The sequence below is a fragment of the Acerihabitans sp. genome, assembly GCF_036398755.1.
Lineage (GTDB): Bacteria > Pseudomonadota > Gammaproteobacteria > Enterobacterales > Enterobacteriaceae > Acerihabitans.
The window spans coordinates 62,273-81,007 of sequence record NZ_DASWOM010000084.1; the positions used below are offsets into that span (position 1 = coordinate 62,273).

18 protein-coding genes and 3 pseudogenes are annotated in these 18,735 nt (G+C 56.7%); 14 read left to right on the forward strand and 7 right to left on the reverse strand.

The features are described from left to right. The first annotated feature begins 1 nt into the window (after position 1). From VGC33_RS14025 to VGC33_RS23340, 4 genes and pseudogenes are all read left to right on the forward strand, one after another. Positions 2-1,360 (forward strand): coiled-coil domain-containing protein, encoded by a 1,359-nt coding sequence (locus VGC33_RS14025; RefSeq protein WP_331121386.1) that lies wholly within the window; start codon positions 2-4, stop codon positions 1,358-1,360. Next, a complete protein-coding gene (locus VGC33_RS14030; RefSeq protein ID WP_331121387.1) occupies positions 1,345-1,749 on the forward strand; it encodes a hypothetical protein in 405 nt (134 codons plus the stop codon). Before VGC33_RS14025 ends, VGC33_RS14030 begins: the two co-directional genes overlap by 16 nt. After that, complete coding sequence (locus VGC33_RS14035; RefSeq protein WP_331121388.1) at positions 1,746-2,219, forward strand: Imm42 family immunity protein; 474 nt, start codon at positions 1,746-1,748, stop codon at positions 2,217-2,219. The genes VGC33_RS14030 and VGC33_RS14035 overlap by 4 nt, the downstream gene beginning before the upstream one ends. A 624-nt stretch (positions 2,220-2,843) precedes the next feature. Beyond that, positions 2,844-3,281: pseudogene (locus tag VGC33_RS23340) on the forward strand (PM0498 family protein). Between the two features lie 211 nt (positions 3,282-3,492). Here the strand turns inward: VGC33_RS23340 and VGC33_RS14045 are convergent. Next, positions 3,493-4,254: an SDR family NAD(P)-dependent oxidoreductase gene (locus tag VGC33_RS14045; protein WP_331121389.1), complete on the reverse strand. Its 762-nt coding sequence runs from the start codon at positions 4,252-4,254 to the stop codon at positions 3,493-3,495. Between the two features lie 121 nt (positions 4,255-4,375). Here VGC33_RS14045 and VGC33_RS14050 point away from each other — a divergent pair, with 121 nt between their 5' ends. The 3 genes from VGC33_RS14050 (at position 4,376) to VGC33_RS14060 (ending at position 6,301) form a co-directional block, all read left to right on the forward strand. Then, on the forward strand, positions 4,376-5,290 hold the full coding sequence (locus VGC33_RS14050) for a LysR family transcriptional regulator (RefSeq protein ID WP_331121390.1): 915 nt from the start codon (positions 4,376-4,378) through the stop codon (positions 5,288-5,290). 211 nt (positions 5,291-5,501) lie between these two features. Continuing rightward, positions 5,502-5,714, forward strand: coding sequence for a hypothetical protein (locus tag VGC33_RS14055; protein ID WP_331121391.1), 213 nt, complete (start codon positions 5,502-5,504; stop codon positions 5,712-5,714). A 53-nt stretch (positions 5,715-5,767) separates the two neighbouring features. Next, on the forward strand, positions 5,768-6,301 hold the full coding sequence (locus VGC33_RS14060) for a helix-turn-helix transcriptional regulator (protein ID WP_331121392.1): 534 nt from the start codon (positions 5,768-5,770) through the stop codon (positions 6,299-6,301). 53 nt (positions 6,302-6,354) lie between these two features. Here the strand turns inward: VGC33_RS14060 and VGC33_RS14065 are convergent, their stop codons facing one another. From VGC33_RS14065 to VGC33_RS14080, 4 genes are all read right to left on the reverse strand, one after another. After that, positions 6,355-7,179 carry an alpha/beta fold hydrolase gene (locus tag VGC33_RS14065; protein WP_331121393.1) on the reverse strand — a complete coding sequence of 275 codons (825 nt, stop codon included), beginning with the start codon at positions 7,177-7,179 and terminating at the stop codon, positions 6,355-6,357. An 87-nt stretch (positions 7,180-7,266) separates the two neighbouring features. Further along, positions 7,267-8,868, reverse strand: coding sequence for an MFS transporter (locus tag VGC33_RS14070; RefSeq protein ID WP_331121405.1), 1,602 nt, complete (start codon positions 8,866-8,868; stop codon positions 7,267-7,269). 17 nt (positions 8,869-8,885) lie between these two features. Next, the gene (locus VGC33_RS14075) at positions 8,886-9,302 is read right to left on the reverse strand and encodes a DoxX family protein (protein ID WP_331121394.1); all 417 of its coding nucleotides are present in this window, start codon (positions 9,300-9,302) and stop codon (positions 8,886-8,888) included. A 2-nt stretch (positions 9,303-9,304) separates the two neighbouring features. Further along, entirely contained in the window at positions 9,305-11,176 is a 1,872-nt protein-coding gene (locus tag VGC33_RS14080; protein WP_331121395.1) for an amidohydrolase, read from the reverse strand. A 268-nt stretch (positions 11,177-11,444) separates the two neighbouring features. On the opposite strand from VGC33_RS14080, the gene VGC33_RS14085 reads away from it, so the two are divergent. The 7 genes and pseudogenes from VGC33_RS14085 (at position 11,445) to VGC33_RS14110 (ending at position 17,375) form a co-directional block, all read left to right on the forward strand. After that, on the forward strand, positions 11,445-12,131 hold the full coding sequence (locus VGC33_RS14085; protein ID WP_331121396.1) for a hydrolase: 687 nt from the start codon (positions 11,445-11,447) through the stop codon (positions 12,129-12,131). A gap of 68 nt (positions 12,132-12,199) precedes the next feature. Continuing rightward, entirely contained in the window at positions 12,200-12,490 is a 291-nt protein-coding gene (locus VGC33_RS14090) for a DUF1427 family protein (protein ID WP_331121397.1), read from the forward strand. Next, on the forward strand, positions 12,487-12,744 hold the full coding sequence (locus VGC33_RS14095; RefSeq protein ID WP_331121398.1) for a DUF1427 family protein: 258 nt from the start codon (positions 12,487-12,489) through the stop codon (positions 12,742-12,744). The genes VGC33_RS14090 and VGC33_RS14095 overlap by 4 nt, the downstream gene beginning before the upstream one ends. Before the next feature lie 11 nt (positions 12,745-12,755). After that, positions 12,756-13,139, forward strand: a complete 384-nt coding sequence (locus VGC33_RS14100) for a response regulator transcription factor (protein WP_331121399.1) — start codon at positions 12,756-12,758, stop codon at positions 13,137-13,139. Between the two features lie 8 nt (positions 13,140-13,147). Further along, a pseudogene (locus tag VGC33_RS23255) lies at positions 13,148-14,362 on the forward strand (AAA family ATPase); the annotation flags it as partial. 417 nt (positions 14,363-14,779) lie between these two features. Then, positions 14,780-16,450 (forward strand): annotated as a pseudogene (locus tag VGC33_RS23260) (ATP-binding protein); the annotation flags it as partial. A gap of 22 nt (positions 16,451-16,472) precedes the next feature. Then, positions 16,473-17,375 carry an AraC family transcriptional regulator gene (locus tag VGC33_RS14110; RefSeq protein WP_331121401.1) on the forward strand — a complete coding sequence of 301 codons (903 nt, stop codon included), beginning with the start codon at positions 16,473-16,475 and terminating at the stop codon, positions 17,373-17,375. On the opposite strand, the gene VGC33_RS14115 is transcribed toward VGC33_RS14110, so the two are convergent. Together VGC33_RS14115 and VGC33_RS14120 are read right to left on the reverse strand one after the other, a co-directional pair. Further along, the gene (locus VGC33_RS14115) at positions 17,333-17,749 is read right to left on the reverse strand and encodes a hypothetical protein (protein WP_331121402.1); all 417 of its coding nucleotides are present in this window, start codon (positions 17,747-17,749) and stop codon (positions 17,333-17,335) included. The two genes, VGC33_RS14110 and VGC33_RS14115, sit on opposite strands and share 43 nt — an antisense overlap. Positions 17,750-17,775: 26 nt before the next feature. Beyond that, positions 17,776-18,396, reverse strand: coding sequence for a response regulator transcription factor (locus VGC33_RS14120; RefSeq protein WP_331121403.1), 621 nt, complete (start codon positions 18,394-18,396; stop codon positions 17,776-17,778). Between the last annotated feature and the right edge of the window lie 339 nt (positions 18,397-18,735).

The window sequence follows — 18,735 nt, forward strand, 5'->3', positions numbered from 1 at the left end:
TATGAACAATGGAATGTTTACCACAGTAAATTCCTGGTCCGTTAATCATCGCAACGGCACTTCGTCATTTTGCCGTAAAGTCGATAATAACCCGGCCAGATGCGTGACTCATTTCTCCGGGGCGCGTCAGGGGCCGGTTATCAGAAGCCATGCCAATGTCACCGCAAGAGAACTCCATGGCAGAACGCTGGTTGATCAACCGATGCGAGTGAGAAACGGCGGCACTCGCCGGCCCGATCCGCCCAAAATACCTGTCGTCACCGTACAGCAGTTGGAAGCGACCAGAAGACATGATTTGGAAATCATGACCCGGAATTTTCAGCCTAATGTTACTGCGGCTGAGAAATTACGGGACGAAGCGCAACAACAATGCCAGCAAGAGCATGATGAATATTACGCGGCGGGAAATGCTAAAAGCTTGGATATAGCGAAACAAAACATCATTAAGGCTCATGAACAGCTTGAGAATGGGCAACGACAGAAATATGAAGCAGATAATTTAATTAAAGAAAGCGATCGCAGGATTGAACATCTTATTAATGAACGAATAGCGATTGAGGAAGAACGACAATTACATCCAGGCACCGAAATACAGGAACGGTGGTTTCGTAAAGAGCATGAAATCAATATGGCCAAATTTGAAAGAGCCATTCATCAACAGACTGCCGATATACGCAGCGACCATATTAATAAAACGACGCATAGAAAGTCGGAGATGGCAGACCATCTCAATAATCTTGCCATTCATCTGGCAACGCTAAATGGTGAGAAAGCACAACGATTGGCGCAAGAAGCGCAGCAGAAGGGTTTTGTCGGCAAAGCGCAGCCAGCGGAGCAACAACGCCAGGCGCTTGATGTACCACCGCTCTCCCCGACAGCGGTAGATCCTACAGCACCCGCTATCGCCATGGTTCCCAATCCCCGGGCTCTTGCCGGCGCCATGGGCAAACTGGCGGTGGACTCCTGCGCCAAAAACCCGGTCTGCCGCGAAAAAATTGCCGGTAGCGCCTTAGGCACCGCGCTTGGCATTGAAATAACGCATAAACCTGCCGGCTCGCTATCACCGGCACAATACGATCGCGTTTTTCTAACAGCCCTGTCCGGCGATCCCGCCAAACGCGACCGACTCTCCCCACAGGAGCGCATCGCCTTTGACGATCTGCTGTGCAACAGTCAAAAGGATTTGATTGACTTGCTCTGCCACGCTGGAAAGATCCCACCGGCGGCAGACTTGCCAACCCTGTGCAGCAGCAGCCCGGCGCAACGATACTTACTTCGCCGGGTCGGCGCGGGGAACAGGTTGCAAACCATACCGGCAACGTTGCAGGCAAGCCCGATACGGGTGTGTCCACGACGGTAACCCCGATTCCTGCTGGGCCTGGCCGGGATGAATTGGCTTATCTGGCAGAGGGGCGCGATAATAGGTTACCCATTCCCGAAGCAATTGTTGCAAGTAATGGGCTAAAAGTTGAGTCCAATACTAAACATACTCCAGGAGCTAGGGGCTTCAGGCCAAACGCAGGCGTTGAGCCAAGAGATTCCCTCAAAATATTCGAAGGCTCAGTTACTATTGGATCGGACAAGCATAGATATGCTAAAGATCCCAATGGTTGTATCCATAGGTTCTCACCTGATAATATAGGCGCCTATCATTGGTCGGGAAGTACCGGGGATTTACACAATAAATTACAGCTTACAGAAAAAGTGAAATCTCAATTACAAAAACAAGAGGATTGGAAAACAAGATGATTATCGGAGATCCTTATACAATAGCTATCCACATTGAGCAGATTGATATTTTTTGTTCACCAAGTGGAATGTTTAATTTTATAATAGGCGATAGCTTGCTGCCAGGAAAGGGAGTAACTACGGATCTCTATATGGTGATATCTGAGCTAAAAGAGAGCCTTGAAAAGGGAATAAATAGAAACTTAAAATGTATCGGAAACATCCCACTATGTGAGTTGGATTTCTCTCATGGCGAACCCGACGGTCTGATGTTGTTGTCTTCTGAATTGTCAGACCATGGTTTTGTTTGCTGGTTAGGTTTTGACGGCAATGAAGATCGGTTTATTTATTCTTTGGATAATGAAAAAACTTTCCATGAAGAACGATATCCTGTAGGTACTATCGAAAAATTAATCAAAGACCTGCCGCTTTCGGAAAATCTAGTAATGAAAAAAACAGGGGCGTTCATTAATATTGAGGTAAGATTATGAAATTTTTTAAAGTAATTTACTGATTGTTGCGATAAATATTTTACCTGTTTAATATAATCTGACGTAAAACAGTAAGGGAAAAAATATCGAGCTCAATGAAATGAGATGCAAAAGCTTCTAAAATCTGGTACTGCATCGTGCACGGGTGTTGGATGGTTCTGAAGAAACCACACGCGAGTTCTTTAAAATCAAAACTTTATACGCCCTTTCGCCAGCGGATGGTTTTGACAAAGATATTAGTTGGGTTAATACAAACCCCTCGAAGGCGAGCGCGAAGCCGCAGGGAACAAATTGGGAGGAATAGGTTCATTCATCTAGCTGAAAAAAATAAGCTTTGGCAAGAAGATACACTAAGTAAAAATGGGATATTGTTAGGTAAGAATGAAGCAAAAACTGATATTAATAGCATTTGGGATAACCAGGAAAAGGGATTGATCTTGAAAATCCAAGTCCAGAGCATAGAGCTGGGTAATTATATTACCAAGATAATGATGAAATCATATTATTATAATCCGGTTTCATAGTCGTGATCAATCGTACTGAAAAAATTAATACTTTATTAAACCTTATGAAATTTTGGCAAGAGACATAAAAAGGTACGAACCAATATCTTGGTGAGTGACGATGATTAATTTTATTGATGAAATAAAAAACTTAAAACTGCTTCCTGCCCTTCTATTTAGCTTCCAGCAGAACTTGGAGAAATCATTCGGCAGGGATTCTACGGAAAAGGAGGAGCCATCTTATAAAAAACTTTTAGAGTACAGCTCCACTGTATCATCTGACAATTTGCAAGACTCAATAGCTTATGAATGTTTTGTTAATTTCCTTCATATTGATGACTATATGAAAAAGTTTTATCTGGAATAGGCAATTTTATTCACTAATGTATTACTGTAAAAATGGAAATCACATAATTATCTTGCCATGATAAATATTTTCATTTCTTTAGATAAATTTGGTAGCGTAGTTAAATTCCATAAAGCAAGGACTGGAGAGTCTTGGCTTCATGATGATTTAAATGCATACAACTACCCTGTAATGATCACCAACGCAGAATAAAATGGCGCTCAAACGGGATCTCGACATCCATGACAAACGTCGCATCCTGCTGATGGACTGCATCAAATATGGCGCTTATTCTCTATCTTACGCCATGCAATGATGCAGCTGACCGTTATCATAACCGATGACAAACTGCCGCCACCGGTCATGTAGGAACCGCGCCGGCTGCCCAGCATGCAACCGCCGGCGGACAGCGCGGCCCGCCGCGTCAGAGAAACATACCGCCGGAGGCCTCGATACGCTGGCCGGTGACCCAGTTGGCGCCGTCGGCGAGCAGGGCGGCCACCGCGCCGCCGATATCGTCGGGTAAGCCCACTCGACCCAGGGCGGTGTTGGCGGCGATAAGCTGGTTGACCTGCTGGTTATCGCGCACTATACCGCCGCCGAAGTCCGTTTCTATCGCCCCGGGCGCCAGGGCGTTGACGCTGATGTCCCTGCCGCCCAGCTCTTTGGCCTGATAGCGGGTCAATACCTCGAGACCGCCTTTCATGGTAGCGTAGGCGGCGGCGGCCGTCGAGGCGGTGAAACGCGTCAGGCCGGTGGAAATATTCAGGATACGCCCGCCGTCGTTAATCAGCGGCAGCAGCCTTTGCGTCAGGAAAAACGGCCCTTTTAAATGAATGTTGAACAGTTCATCGAACTGCTGTTCCGTGGTATCCGCAATAGCGGCATGGAGACCGATCCCCGCATTGTTCACCAGGTAGTCAAAACGATCGCGCTTAAACTCCCCGGCCAGGGTGCGGCCGACCTCGGCGGCAAATTCACTGAAACCGGTGCTGTCGCCAACGTCCAGTTGCAACATGACCGCCTTGCCGCCGGCTTTCTGGATTTCGGCCACCAGCGTCTGCGCTTCATCGGCGCGGCTATGGTAGGTACCGATGATACCCACGCCCTTTGCCGCCAGGTGCAGGGCGGCATTTTTGCCCAGTCCGCGGCTGGCGCCGGTGATTAAAGCAATCTTATGACTCATCTCATGTGCTCCTGTGGGAAGGTAAATATCGCGATATACAGCTTATTAGCCGGTAGAGTATGGATAAAGCCGATAAAATCGGAAATACTGTTCGGTATGACAGGACAATAGCCGGGGTACCATGGTCAACAAGCTAGAACTTTTGCGCAGTTTTATCCGCGTCGCCGAGCTGTCCAGTTTTACCCAGGCCGGCGAAAGCCTCGGTTTACCTAAATCAACGGTATCCGAACATATCCAGGCATTGGAAGCCCTGGTCGGCGCCAGGCTGCTGCACCGCACGACCCGCCGCGTCACCGCCACCCAGGACGGGCTGGTACTCTACGAGCGCGGCAGGGATATGCTGGCGAACATGGATGAACTGGAGGGATTATTCCGCCAGGACGGCCTGGTGCTGGCGGGGCGGCTGCGGGTCGATATGCCCACCGGGGTGGCCCGCGCGCTGGTGTTGCCGCGATTGGGCGAATTTATGCAAAAATACCCCAACGTGCGCATTGAAATCAGCTGCACCGACCGGCGGGTGGATATCGTGCGCGAAGGTTTCGATTGTGTGCTGCGCATCGGCGAACTGACCGAGGCGTCACTGGTGGCAAGGCGGCTGGGGCGTCTACCGATGGTGAACTGCGCCAGTCCGTCGTATCTGGCGGCCTATGGCATTCCCATGACGCCGGAGGATCTGGCCGGCCATGTCCTGATTCACTATGTCACCATCCTGGGATCGCGCGCCGAGGGGTTTGTTTACCGCCAGCAGGGCAAGTTCCTGAGCCAGGACCTCCCCTCGCTGGTCACGGTGAATAATGTCGATGCCTATAACGCGGCCTGCCTGGGCGGCCTCGGTATCATCCAGGCACCGGTCATCGGCATGGCGGAACATCTGGCCGCCGGGCGGCTGATTGAGATTCTGCCCGGTTTCCCCGCGCCGCCGATGGATATCTCGCTGGTCTACGCCGATCGCCGTTATTTGCCCCAGCGCGCGCGGGTATTTATGGACTGGCTGGCGGAACTGCTTGCGCCCTATATCAACGCGCAGCCGTCATAAAATCAGCTTGGTTTAACCCCTTGCCGTATTAACCACCCGTTACCCGCCGCCGGGCGAAAACTTGCGATGCCCATCGCTAATCTATTGTTAAGCAGACTATAAACCTCGCCCGCCGCGAAAGATTTGTTACTCTCTAGCGGCAGAATTTTGCCAATCACCGTTGACAGACGTCAACACCTCGATTACATTAACCCAAGCGATAAGGAGGGCGATGAAGGATCATCCCAACAAGCATATTCAGGCCGCGATTGAATATGCCCTCTCCAAAGGCTGGCGATTTCGTCATAGCAAAGGGCATGCTTTTGGCCGTCTTACCTGCGGTATTCCCGGCCATGAAGAACATCAGATAAGCGTCTGGTCTACGCCCCGCATCGCGGAAAATCACGCCAAACAGCTGCGCCGCAGGATCGACAGCTGCCGGTAAAATGACCCACAGGCTTTACTCCAGGCGGGAAACCGCCTTTATACGAGGTAACCATGGCATTGTACAATTTTGCGCTTACCCTCTCCGGGGTTACCGCCGATACCAAAGGACTGGAAGACCAACTGTTCGAAAGCGGCTGTGATGACGCGCTGGTCTGTTTTTACGGTAAATCCGTGTACCTGGAATTTGATCGCGACAGCGCGTCTTTCGCCCAAGCGGTGTTAAGCGCCATTCATGATATCGAGTCGGCGGGATTAGGCGCCATGGTCGTATCGGTGGATGCCAACCTGGTCGGTTTAAGCGATATTGCGGAGCTGTCTGATATGTCTCGCCAGGCGGTTGCCATGCTCAAGGACGGCACCCGCGGCGCCGGCGATTTCCCCTCGCCGGTGCAAAGGATAAAAGGCGTCTCGCCGCTATGGCGCTGGGCCGACGTGGCCGAATGGCTTGCGGTAAAAGGAAAGTTACATCCTGATATTGCCGTCAACGCCCGCCAGCTCGATATCATCAATATGGCGCTGCAACTGCGCGAAACCAGGCAGCGCGAACAAATCGCCGATTATCTGGCCATATTGGAAGCGTCCTGACCCTAGCGCATCAGGACGCGGCACAACAAGATTATTCTTCGAGCCAGGCTGAATTACTCCTGCTGTATAAAGGCCAGCAAATCCTGGTTTAACTGGTCTTTATGGGTAAAGCACAGGGCGTGGGGGGCGCCGGGATAAACTTTCAGGATAGACGACGCAATCGCCGCCGCCGCAAGTTTACCCGTCGCTTCAAAAGGCACAACCTGATCGTCATCACCATGGATAACCAGGGTCGGAAGTGAAAACGCCTGCATATCCCGGCGGAAATCCGTTTCCGAGAATGCGGTGACGCAGTCGATGGTGCCTTTGATTGAGGCCAGCAGGGCAATATTCAGCGTTTGCGCGAGAATGCCGGCCGAAACGTTGTTATCCGGACGATTGGTGCCGTAAAATACCGTGCTGAAATCGCTTAAAAACTGCGGCCGGTCGGCGGCCAGTCCGGCTTTGATGCCGTCAAATACCGATTTATCCACGCCCTCGGGATGATCCGCGGTTTTGATAAACAAGGGAGTGACCGCGCTTATCAGCACCGCCTTTGCCAGCCGCCGGGTGCCGTGGCGCGCAATATAACGCGCGACTTCACCGCCCCCCATGGAAAAGCCCACCAGCACCGCCTGCCGGATATCCAGTTTTTGCAGCAGCTCGTCCAGGTCATCGGCAAAGGTGTCATAGTCATAACCATCCCAAGGCTGGCTCGAACGGCCGAAACCACGGCGATCGTAGGCGATCGCGCGATAACCGTTTTCAGCCAGGAAATTCATCTGGTATTCCCACATATCGGCATCCAGCGGCCAACCGTGGACAAAGACAACCGGCTGTCCCTGTCCCCAGTCCTTATAATAGATTTCAGTGCCGTCACGGGTAATAAACGTATTCATGGCTTTACTCCTTACAGGATGAGAGCGGGAAAACAGAATGTATGACCTTCCGTTACTTCAATAAATTATCTCTGCTAACTTCATGCGTTATTCAGGCGCCACCAGATGGCGTACCACCGGCGGCTGTTCACCTTGATGATATGCGCGCACCCGATCCTGGATGCGTTTATCATTCACCGTGTGGCGCTCATGCTGCCGCAGATGCTCAAGCCAGGACCCCACGACAAACACCTCCACGCATTTGCCGGGAAAGCGGATGTCCTCATACACCGCCCAGGTCAGCGCGCCGCCGCGCCGGCGGACACGGCGCATTTCCTGGATTGCCCGCATAAACGCGGCCACTTCACCCGGCTCGACCAGATACTCCACGCTGACCATTACCGGACCACGGTCATGTTCTATCGCGGACTCCGGCGCCGGGGGATGGTCCGTGGGTTCAAGGTTCAAATCGGGGTCCTGGTTTAACCGCCAGCGCAGTGCGGTGGCGGTGCCAAGCACCATGCCGATGGCGGCGATGGTCAGGGAGGTGGAGAGCGTCATCTGCGACGCCAGCTTGCCCCAGATAGCGCTGCCGGCGGTCATCGAGCCAAAAAAAACCGTCAGGTAAACGGCCAGGGCGCGCGCCTTTACCCAGCGCGCCGCGCTGCGCTGGGCGCCGACGTTAAGGGTGGAAAGCACCGCAATCCAGGCAAAACCGGTAAAAAACTGCATGCCGGCAAGCCACCAGAAATGGCGGATAAACGCGAGCGCCAGCATGCTAAGCGCAAACAGCAGGCTGGCCAGTACCGTCAGGCTGTCGGGCGTCAGCTTTTTACGCAGCCCCGGCAGCAGAATGGCGCCGCAAACAGCGCCGATGCCGATGGCCGCCAGCAGCACGCCATACCCGCCCGGTCCCAGTCCCAGTTCGCGCTGCGCCACCAGCGGCAATAATGCCCAGCCGGCGCTGCCAAACAGGAAAAACGCCACGGCCCGTACCAATACCGTGCGCAGCACCGGCGCCGCGTGGACATAACGCAGCCCCACGCGCATGGCGGAAAAAAAGTGCTCGGGCGGCAGGCGCTGGACGGCGGTATCGGTTTTCCAGCGTAACAACACCAGGATGACACCCACCACCGACAGCGCATTAAGCAGAAATACCACCGCCGGACCGGAAAACGACAAAATCAGCCCGCCCAGGGCCGGCCCGATGGCGCGGCTGATATTGATGCCCAGCGAGTTAAGGGCGATGGCGGGCGCCAGGTCCGCGCGCGGTACCAGGTCCGGCACGATGGCCTGAAACGGCGGCGAGCTCATGGCGGCGCCGGTGCTTAACAAAAACGCCGCGGCCAGCAGCAGGTGCGGCGTCATATGGCCGGACAGGGCCAGCAACGCCATGGTCACGGCCACCGCCAGCACCCAGAGCTGGGAAAACAGCAGATATTTACGCCGGTCGACAATATCGGCCATCACCCCCGACGGCAGCGCAAAGAGAAACATGGGCAAACTTCCGGCGGCCTGGACCATGGCGACCATCAGCGGATCGGAGTTGAGGGTGAGCATCATCCAACTGGTGCCCACATCGCTCATCCATGAGCCGATATTAGAGGCCACCGTCGCAATCCACAGCATGCGGAAAACGCGCTGACGCAGCGGACTCCATGAAGAAGGCGGGACGGGCGCCGCGCCGCCGCCGGCCTCCCCATCGGTCATCCGCTTATCCGATGCCGTCATGGTAAACCTCCAGCGCCGCCGGGCCGCAGCCGCCAGCGGCCGGGACCGGCTAAGGCGATGGTGATAAAAATAATCAACAACAGCCAGCCAAACTGCCCTTGCGCCACCGACCAATCCGGATGTACCGCCAGCATGGCGATAAGCAGCACCACGATGATGGGCAAACAGGCCACTCTGGCGGCCACGCCCAACAGGATAAACACCGGGCAGATCACCTCGGCGAAAATAGCGGCCCACAGGCTCAGGGAAGCGCCCAGTCCAAATGGATCCTCAATCCTTGTGAGCTCATCGGCGTAATGCAGCGCTTTCGGCGCGCCGTGCACATACAAGAGCATAAAACAACCGCTCAGGCGCAGGAACAGCAGGCCTAAATCGACCCGGGGGGTTAGGCAAAACGCTCGGAGGATTTTCATGATCAAAACGCAAAGCAGCTGCAGCCCAGCGCGCCCCAAAAACCGGCGTGATTGGCAACCGGCACCGAGGAGCCGCGCGCGGCGTCATGGGCATGACCGTGGACGCCGCAGGCGCCGGCACAGGCATGGGGCAACATCACGGCGTGGGCGGCGGTCAACTGGCGATAATGCCCCGGCACCAGGGTAACGGGAGACCAGTCCGGCAGCACGGGGATATTTGCCGGGCCGTGGGAGGTAAACTCGCCGTCCGCATACACCACTTTCCCATCGACGATAGTCAGCAGCGACGCGATGGACTTGATGTCATCCTCATGCACGGCAAAAAAGTCCGCGGTCAAGACCGCCATATCGGCAAGCTGGCCGGTCTTGATCCGTCCTTTTTTATCCTGCTCGCCGGAGAACCAGGCGCTGCCGGCGGTCCATAATTCAAGGGCAATATCGCGGGGCAGGCGATCCGCGCTGTCGTAAAGTTTCATGCCGCCGACGGTGCGGCCCGATACCAGCCAGTAAAGCGCGGTCCAGGGATTATAGCTGGCTACGCGGGTCGCGTCCGTTCCGCCGCCCACCGGCACGCCCATCTCCAGCATGCGCGCGATGGGCGGCGTATGGCTTGCCGCCGCCGCGCCGTAGCGGTCGACGAAGTACTCGCCCTGGAAGGCCATGCGATGCTGGATGGCAATACCGCCGCCCAGGGCGCGGACCCGCTCGATATTTGGCGGCGTAATGGTTTCGCAGTGGTCAAACAGCCAATGCAAACCGTCGAACGGGATTTCGCGATTCACCTTTTCAAACACGTCCAGCATGCGGCTGATGGATTCGTTATAGGTGGCGTGCAGCCGAAAGGGCCAGCGATTGGTGACCAGATGCCTGACCACCTGTTCGAGTTCATCCTCCATACCGGCGGCCAAATCCGGCCTCGGTTCCAGGAAATCCTCGAAATCGGCGGCGGAAAACACCAGCATTTCCCCCGCGCCGTTGTGGCGGTAAAAATCATTCCCCTGGCCGGGCTTGACCATGGCGGTCCATTTCTGGAAGTCCTCCAGTTCCGCGCCCTTGCGCTGAGTAAAGAGGTTATAGGCAATACGCAGCGTCAGCTGGCCTTCCCGTGCCAGTTGATCCACCACGGCATAATCCTCGGGATAGTTCTGGAAACCGCCGCCGGCGTCGATGGCGCTGGTCACGCCGAGGCGGTTAAGCTCACGCATAAACTGCCGGGTGGAATTCACCTGGTATTCCAGCGGCAACGTCGGCCCTTTCGCCAGGGTGGCGTAAAGGATCATGGCGTTGGGACGGGCTATCAGCATGCCGGTGGGGTTGCCCGCCTGGTCGCGCTGGATTTCGCCGCCGGGGGGATTAGGGGTATCTTTGGTATAGCCGACCACCCGCAGCGCGGCGCGGTTAAGCAGCGCGCGATCGTAAAGATGCAGCACAAAAACCGGCGTATCCGGCGCCGCCGTATTCAGTTCTTCCAGGGTCGGCATACGGCGCTCCGCAAACTGGAACTCGGTCCATCCACCTACCACCCGTACCCATTGGGGGTGCGGGGTACGGTCCGCCTGCGCTTTTAGCATGGCAAGCGCGTCCGATAACGACGGCACCCCTTCCCAGCGCAGTTCAAGGTTGTAATTCAGGCCGCCGCGAATCAGATGAAGATGGGAGTCGTTCAGGCCGGGGACGACGGTGCGCCCTCCCAAATCAATGACCTTGGTCTGCGTTCCCCGATAGCGCATCACCGACGCGGCGTCGCCGACATCCAGAAATTTACCCGCGCCAATGGCTACGGCATCGGCAAGGGGATTTTGCCGGTCCAGGGTGTGGAATTTTCCATTCACCAGAATCAATACCGCGGTATCAGCTGTCGTGGGCGCAACCATAAAACCTCCGAAACAGTAAGAGGGCGGCTTTCGGCCGCCGGCTGGAGCGCGGGCCGGATATGGCGCGCGGTCGCTTTGGCAATGGCTGGATTATTGTCGCCGGCGCTCTGCAGCGTCTAGTTATACATAGAGATAATGGTTTCGTTTATTGTCCCGGCCTACCATCTCGGCAGACGGATGCTCCGGACTGTGCCGGCATCTATCGTCCCAACCGGCGCGCCGCCTGTTTGCGGGCAAACCATTCATTCAATCCTCGCGGGATATCATTATGATTGACTCAAAACTTGATGTGCTGACCCCCACCAACTGTCAGATGATTTTTATCGATCAGCAGCCGCAAATGGCGTTCGGCGTGCAATCGATAGATCGCCAGGTGTTAAAGAACAACACGGTGGCGCTGGCGAAAGCGGCCAAGGTTTTCGGCATTCCCACCATCATCACCACGGTGGAAACACTGAGCTTTTCCGGCCATACCTACCCGGAACTGCTGGATGTCTTCCCCACCCATGACATTCTTGAACGCTCGTCGATGAACTCCTGGGACGACCAGAAAGTGCGCGACGCATTGGCCGCCGCCGGCAAGAAAAAAGTGGTGGTGTCGGGGCTTTGGACCGAAGTCTGCAACAACAGCTTTGCCCTGTGCGCCATGGCCGAGGGCGATTATGAAATCTATATGGTGGCCGACGCATCGGGCGGCACGTCGAAAGAAGCCCATGACTACGCCATGCAGCGCATGATCCAGGCCGGGGTTATCCCGGTGACCTGGCAACAGGTGATGCTGGAATGGCAGCGGGACTGGGCGCGCAAGGAGACCTACGACGCCGTGATGGCTATCGTGCGCGAGCACTCCGGCGCCTACGGCATGGGCGTGGATTACGCCTATACCATGGTCCATAACGCACCGGAAAGAGGCCATGGCGATCACCATACCCTGGCGCCGGTTCCCGCCAGGTAACCGTGCCCACGGCCGGTGGCGTCGACCCATGACGCACCCGGCCGCTTCTCGCAACAGCAGGGGTGAATATGAATGCTTATGTGATTTCGCTGGGTACCGGGGTGCTGATAGGCCTGGTCTATGCGCTGCTCAACGTGCGCTCCCCCGCTCCGCCCGCCATCGCCCTGATAGGCCTGCTGGGGATGCTTATCGGCGAACAGCTGGTAGCGCTGGCCGTGCGCCAGGCCTCGGCGGCGCAGGTGACGACGCGCCATGAGGCCACCGCCGCCATGGTAAAGACCTTGGCGGCGCAAGGCGCGGTCAGCGCGACGGCCGCCTCCCTGAGCGGCGGCCCATCCACCCCTGGGGAAGGGATATGAAACCTTACGTTATTTCCCTGCTCGCCGGTATGTTGGCCGGTGTGATCTATGCATTGCTGCAGGTACGTTCACCCGCGCCGCCGGTTATTGCGCTGCTGGGCCTGCTGGGCATGCTGATAGGAGAACAGATTGTGCCGATCTGCAGGCGCCTGCTGAACCGGGAACCGCTGACCATGGCATGGTTTCGTACGGAGTGCGTGCCCAAGATTAGCGGCGCGCCGCCATCCGATACCCGAAAATCCCCGCCATCCTAGGGATCAACGCCATGACGCCACCATTGCTTATATCCATTATCGACGACGATCGTTCCGTGAGAAGCGGGTTAAGCAATTTATTGCAATCCGCCGGCTATGCGACAATTTGTTTTGAATCGGCGGAGGAATTCCTGAATGATGAGGCGCTGGGCAGTATCGATTTTGTTATCCTCGATGTTAAATTAAAAGGGATGGACGGGTTTGAACTTATCAGCCGCCTGGCGCGGCTTCGTCCGGCGCTGCCGGTCATGCCGATTTCCGGTCACGGCGACGAGGAGATGAGGAAAAGGGCGCTCAGCGCCGGCGCGGTCTCTTTTATGCGTAAACCTATCGATGTGGATATGCTGCTGGATCATATCCAGCGGGTATTGGCCAAACGCGGGGGAAGTCCATGATCAATGCAATGCCGCCGGCGCCGCCATCGCGCTTGACCAATGAAGGGACACAAGGGTCCCTTCATCCCCTGCCCCCGGCGGGAAACGACGCTATTGCCGCCTTTCTCACCCAGGCCCTGAGTATTTGCGCCGCGCTGCGGCAGTTGCATAACGCGGGCTTAATCCATGGCAATCTTACGCCCGCCGCGCTGATAATGGCCCAGGACGGCGCATGCCGTCTCGCGATGGGCGGTCCGGCGTTTTCGCCGGCGGATATGGCCGCCGGCAAGGAGATGCTGGTCTATATGTCCCCGGAGCATACGGGGCGGACTAAACGCGGCATCGACGCCCGCAGCGATTTGTATTCCCTGGGGATGATTTTTTATGAACGGCTGACCGACCGGCCGCCCTTTGTGTTCCCCGAGGGCGGCGGGGTCGCCGAATGGATACATCACCATATCGCCGGCGAACCGGCGGCGCCCCACATCCTGCGGCCGGCGATTGCGCAAGCGCTGTCGCTGGTGGTGATGAAGCTGCTGGCCAAGTCCCCGGAAAACCGCTACCAGACCGTGGAAGGACTCATGGCGGATCTCAGACGCTGCCGCTTTGCGTTGGCGGCGTATGGCCATATCCGGCACTTTCTGCCGGGATTGCAGGACGTGTCTCCCACGCTTCGGTTAGTCGATCGCCGCTTTATGCCAAAACGCGATCTGCAGGCGATTTGTTCGGCGTTTTCCCAGGTAAAAAACAAGGGCGCCCATGCGCTGGTGGTGATAAGCGGCCCGCCGGGCGTGGGTAAATCAACGCTTATTGCCCGCGTCCTGGAGGAACTGCGGCAAGAAGAGGCATTTCTGGCGGTCGCCAGGGTTTGCCAGTATCGCCGGGAATTGCCCTTCGCCGTGCTGTCGGAGGCGTTCAGAACCCTTACCCTGTATGTGCTCGGGCAATCGGCGGCGGAAATCGACGCGCTAAAAACCCGGCTTGTGGCGTCGCTTGGCGAGCATGCCGGGCTTGCCATTAACCTGGTGCCGGAACTGGCGTTGATATTGGGTGAAAAAAGTCCGCTTTACGCCCTTACCGCCGAGGCGGCGGAAACGCGGTTTAACCATATGATCTATGGCCTGGCCAGCGCCTTCGCCGCCCTGGGCCGTCCGCTGGTCTTGGCGATCGACGACATTCAGTGGATCGACCCGGCCAGCATGAGCCTGCTGGAGTACCTTATGGCCAATACCGCCAGACTGCCGCTGCTGCTGGTGGTGGCGCTGAACGACGCAACATCCTCCGATGGTCCGTCGCTTCCCGCGCCGCTCAAGGTATTGCGCCATAACGCGGCGCGGGTGATGGATATCCAGCCCGCGGCCTTAACCCTCCCCTGCCTGGCCCGATGGCTGGCGTACGCCTTCCGGACCTCGCCGTCCCGAATGGGCGCGCTAGCCGATGTGGTGCATGCCAGGACCGGCGGCAATCCGTTAGCCGTCCTTCGGTTTATCCGCGGCATGATCGAGGAGGGGCTGGCCACCAGGGACAAACGCAACGCTAAATGGCAATTTGATCGGGCCGCCATCCAGGCTCTCCCGTGTCCTGAAAACGCCGCCCTGCTGATGCGGGAAGAAATGTTCGCGTTACTGGAACATCGGGAAACCGGCGGCGCTTCCTTGAGGCAGGCGCGGGAAAACCAGGATCTGCAAAGCGTTATCACCGCCTCAAGGGCGTTATCCGAGGAAATCGATCTCGGCCGGCTGATTCATATCCTGATGAAATTGACGCTGGAGCATGCGGGCGCCCAACGCGGGCTGCTTATCCGGGTGACCGCCGGCGCGCCGGTTATCGAAGCCCGGGCCGGCACCACGCCCACCGGGGTTAAGGTCTGCGTGGTCAAGGCGGCGCCGGGGGCTGCGGATCTGCCGCTATCCGTGCTGTTCGCCGTCATTCGCACCGGTCAGGAAATCCGTCTGGGCGCGTCGGGGGAGTTCAGTCCGTTCAGCCGCGATCCCTACCTGCTCGCCTGCGGCGCGGCCGCGCTATGCGTGCCGATGTTTAAACAGGCCCGTCTGGTAGGCGTGCTCTACCTGGAAAACCGGCTGATGCCGGATGCCTTTACCGCCGGCCACTCGAAAGCCATCGCCCTCCTGGTGGCGCAGGCCGCCATTTCTATTGAAACCGCCACCCTGTATGCGGAACTACTGGAGGAAAACATCCAGCGACGCCGCGTCGAGAACGAGTTGCGCGCCAGTCAGACCTCGCTAATGCTGGGTGAGAAAATCAGCCATACCGGCAGTTGGCGATGGGACATCACCCAGGAAACGCTGGATATTTCCGCTGAATACGCGCGCATATTGGGGTTGGAAGACGGCCGGCAAACGCTTTCCTATAGCGAATTCATTGCCTTTATCCACCCCGACGATCGCGACCGGATACTTGAGCAGATAGGCCATTGCCTGCGCCAATGCCTGGCCATGCGAGCGGAATATCGCATCGTCAAGCTGGACGGCGCCATCCGCTACGTGGCCGGGATTGGCGAGCCGATCCCGGCCAGCGGCGATGCCCACGACTATTTCGGCACCATAACCGATATCACCGCCCGTAAACAGGCCGAGGACGCGGTCAGGGCCGCCCAGGCGGATCTGGCGCGGGTGGCGCGGGCCACGACGGTCGGGCAGCTTACCGCCTCCATTGCCCATGAAATTAACCAGCCGCTGATGTCCATCGTGTCGAATGCCGGCGCCAGCCTGCGCTGGCTGAACCGCGACCCGGCAAGGCTTGATAATGTCCGCACCGGCCTGGAGGATATCGTTGCCGAAGGCCAGCGCGCGGGTGAGATGATCCGCAGCCTGCAGGCGCTGACCCGCAACGAACCGCCTCATTTTGCCCCGGTCGATTTACACCATACCGCGCATCATATTATCGCGCTGTCCCATAGCGAACTGGAAAGACGCAAAATCACCCTGGTGGACGCGCTACGGGCAGATGCCTTTATCATTTACGGCGACAGCGTGCAAATCCAGCAGGTGCTGCTCAACCTGGTGATGAACGCCGCGGAAGCGATGGCGGAAGTGGACGATCGCCCGCGCATCCTTACGCTGTCTTCCGGTAACCCGACGCCTGGCAAGATTACCTTTGCGATAGCGGATACCGGCACCGGCATGAGCGAAGACGTCAGGGCGCGGGTATTCGAGTCCTTTTATACCACCAAAAAACAGGGCATGGGCATGGGGCTTGCCATCAGCCATTCCATTATCGAGAGCCACCGGGGACAGATGGCGGCCGCTCAACGCCATCCGCACGGCAGCTGTTTTTCATTTACCCTGCCTACACTATCCGCTTGCGGCTAGCGGCAAAACCGGGAGGCGGACAATGATCGACACCATCACATTGCCAATAAATCCCCTGGCCACCGGCGCGGCGCGGCTGGTCGTCAGCCGGCACCGGGTCACCCAGGCGCCGGAGCACGCGCCCGTGATTACCATACCCCGGCACGAAGCGTTTTCCGTTATCGTCCAGCTCAGGGATTTTGCCAGCCATAAGCTATGGCATGACGGTCGCCTGGTCCACGCCGGCGGGCACGCGCGGCAGGCGATAGCGATAACCCGGCTGACCGAGGACTGGCGCTGCCAGCATCTAAGCCCGTTCGATAACGTGCGCCTGCTGTTGACCCGTCTGGCGCTGGACGAATTTACCTATGATAGCGGGCAAAAACGTATCGGCCATTTTGACTGCGCTCCCGGTACGGTGGATCCGGTCATCTATCATCTGGCGCAGGCGTTGTTGCCGTTGATGACTCAACCCGGCGGCATGCATGATTTCTTGTTTGATCATATATCGCTGGCGTTGTTTGCCCATATCGCCGAAGTCTACGGCAAGACATCCCAGGACTGGCTGCGACAAAAAGGCCGCCTGGCGCCCTGGCAGGAGCAACGGGCCAAAGATTTCATGCTGGAGAACCTGACCAAGGGCGTGTCGCTGGAGCTTATCGCCCGTGAATGCGGCCTGTCACGCGCGCATTTCGCGCGCAATTTCAAGAATACCACCGGCACCTCCGCCTGCGTCTGGCTGCAAAATATGCGCATAGAGAAAGCCCGGGAGCTCCTGTGCGCCAACCAGCTGACGTTAACGCAAATCGCGCTCGAATGCGGTTTTACCGATCAAAGCCATTTTTCACGGGTGTTCAAAACCCTTACCGGCGCCTCGCCGGGCTACTGGCAACGCACCCGGGGTTATGGTAATCCGGCCGCGTCATTTGCTAAAAACAGCAGATGACGCAACGCGCCATGCGCCATCGCCACCTCCGTTGATTCCTGCAGCGCGGCGATATATTTTTTAGAAAATTCCGTATCGTTCTCCGGCCCCAGCGCCAGCAAACGCTCGATAGCGGTTTTATAGGACAGTAACGTCGCGGCATCAATATCTTCCGGTTCATCCAGCCGCTCGTCCAATTCCACCAATATTTCCGACAGGCGCCGGATCCAGGCGAATTGCGGATGGCCGCTCACCAGTTGCAGATGCTCAAACGTGCCGCCGATCTGGCCAAAGCGCGTGGTCTCCAGATCGATTAGGGCCTTATGCAGCTTTCGTAATGACGTCGAGATGGTTCTAAGGCTGGCGCGATGATCGCCATTAATATTGGCCGGCATGGTGTTTTCCTCGCATAGGGACGTTTTCAACGGCTTTGTGATTTAACGATGTGCAGCCGTTCCGCCGCCCTGACCAGGTCGGCCAGCGAGCGGGTCTGCATTTTTTCCATCACCCGCCGTTTATGGACTTTGGCGGTAATTTCACTCACGCCCAGCGCCGTGGCAATTTGTTTATTCAGCAGGCCGCCAATCGCCAGGCCCAACACTTCGCGTTCACGGGGCGTCAGGGTCTGATGCCGCTGGGTCAGGGTCGACTGCTCGCTCACGAAGGAGAGGTTTTTTTCCGCCGCCGACAGCCCCTCGCGCACGGCATTGATCAGGTCCGAAGACCGGACCGGCTTGGTCAGGAACTCGCAGGCCCCGGCCTTCATCGCCCGTACCGAGAGGGGGATGGTGCCGAAACCGGTGATAAAGATAATCGGCATATCCCTGCCCGATTTTTCCAGTTCGGCCAGTACCTGGAAGCCATCCGCCACCGGCATGTTCATATCCAGGATCAAACAGCTGGGCAGAATACCGGGGCGCTGGCCCAGGAACGCCGCCGCCGAGGAAAAATCGGCTACGTTAAAGTCTTCCGACTGTAGCAGCCGAACGATGGATTGTCTTACCGCATCATCATCGTCAACAACATACACAATATGATCCATAACATGGTCCTATTATTGATACGACGTGTGTTAACGCTTCGATAATCCCCAGAAGGCCGCTACAGGTCTTGTAGAATAGTACGATTTTTTAACAAAAGAAGTGATTCTTGCCAACCTATCCGCTAGCCGGGCGGGAAAACCAGCCCGTGCACCGGGCCTGATTCATCACCGTGGTATGGGATGGCGCGGGGAAATAAAAAGCCTCCGATAAATCGGAGGCTTATAGAGGAATTATTGACAATATTTTCCAAGGTGCTTTTTAAAATGGAATATCGTCGTCAAAATCCATCGGCGGTTCATTACCCGCGGCCGGCGCATTAGTGTTCTGCGCGGCCGGAC

Coding starts and splice junctions, on each gene's coding strand:
- VGC33_RS14025 (WP_331121386.1), top strand. CDS start 2: ATGAACAATGGAATGTTTACCACAGTAAATTCCTGGTCCGTTAATCAT.
- VGC33_RS14035 (WP_331121388.1), top strand. CDS start 1,746: ATGATTATCGGAGATCCTTATACAATAGCTATCCACATTGAGCAGATT.
- VGC33_RS14045 (WP_331121389.1), bottom strand. CDS start 4,254: ATGAGTCATAAGATTGCTTTAATCACCGGCGCCAGCCGCGGACTGGGC.
- VGC33_RS14050 (WP_331121390.1), top strand. CDS start 4,376: ATGGTCAACAAGCTAGAACTTTTGCGCAGTTTTATCCGCGTCGCCGAG.
- VGC33_RS14055 (WP_331121391.1), top strand. CDS start 5,502: ATGAAGGATCATCCCAACAAGCATATTCAGGCCGCGATTGAATATGCC.
- VGC33_RS14060 (WP_331121392.1), top strand. CDS start 5,768: ATGGCATTGTACAATTTTGCGCTTACCCTCTCCGGGGTTACCGCCGAT.
- VGC33_RS14065 (WP_331121393.1), bottom strand. CDS start 7,179: ATGAATACGTTTATTACCCGTGACGGCACTGAAATCTATTATAAGGAC.
- VGC33_RS14070 (WP_331121405.1), bottom strand. CDS start 8,868: ATGACCGATGGGGAGGCCGGCGGCGGCGCGGCGCCCGTCCCGCCTTCT.
- VGC33_RS14075 (WP_331121394.1), bottom strand. CDS start 9,302: ATGAAAATCCTCCGAGCGTTTTGCCTAACCCCCCGGGTCGATTTAGGC.
- VGC33_RS14080 (WP_331121395.1), bottom strand. CDS start 11,176: ATGGTTGCGCCCACGACAGCTGATACCGCGGTATTGATTCTGGTGAAT.
- VGC33_RS14085 (WP_331121396.1), top strand. CDS start 11,445: ATGATTGACTCAAAACTTGATGTGCTGACCCCCACCAACTGTCAGATG.
- VGC33_RS14090 (WP_331121397.1), top strand. CDS start 12,200: ATGAATGCTTATGTGATTTCGCTGGGTACCGGGGTGCTGATAGGCCTG.
- VGC33_RS14095 (WP_331121398.1), top strand. CDS start 12,487: ATGAAACCTTACGTTATTTCCCTGCTCGCCGGTATGTTGGCCGGTGTG.
- VGC33_RS14100 (WP_331121399.1), top strand. CDS start 12,756: ATGACGCCACCATTGCTTATATCCATTATCGACGACGATCGTTCCGTG.
- VGC33_RS14110 (WP_331121401.1), top strand. CDS start 16,473: ATGATCGACACCATCACATTGCCAATAAATCCCCTGGCCACCGGCGCG.
- VGC33_RS14115 (WP_331121402.1), bottom strand. CDS start 17,749: ATGCCGGCCAATATTAATGGCGATCATCGCGCCAGCCTTAGAACCATC.
- VGC33_RS14120 (WP_331121403.1), bottom strand. CDS start 18,396: ATGGATCATATTGTGTATGTTGTTGACGATGATGATGCGGTAAGACAA.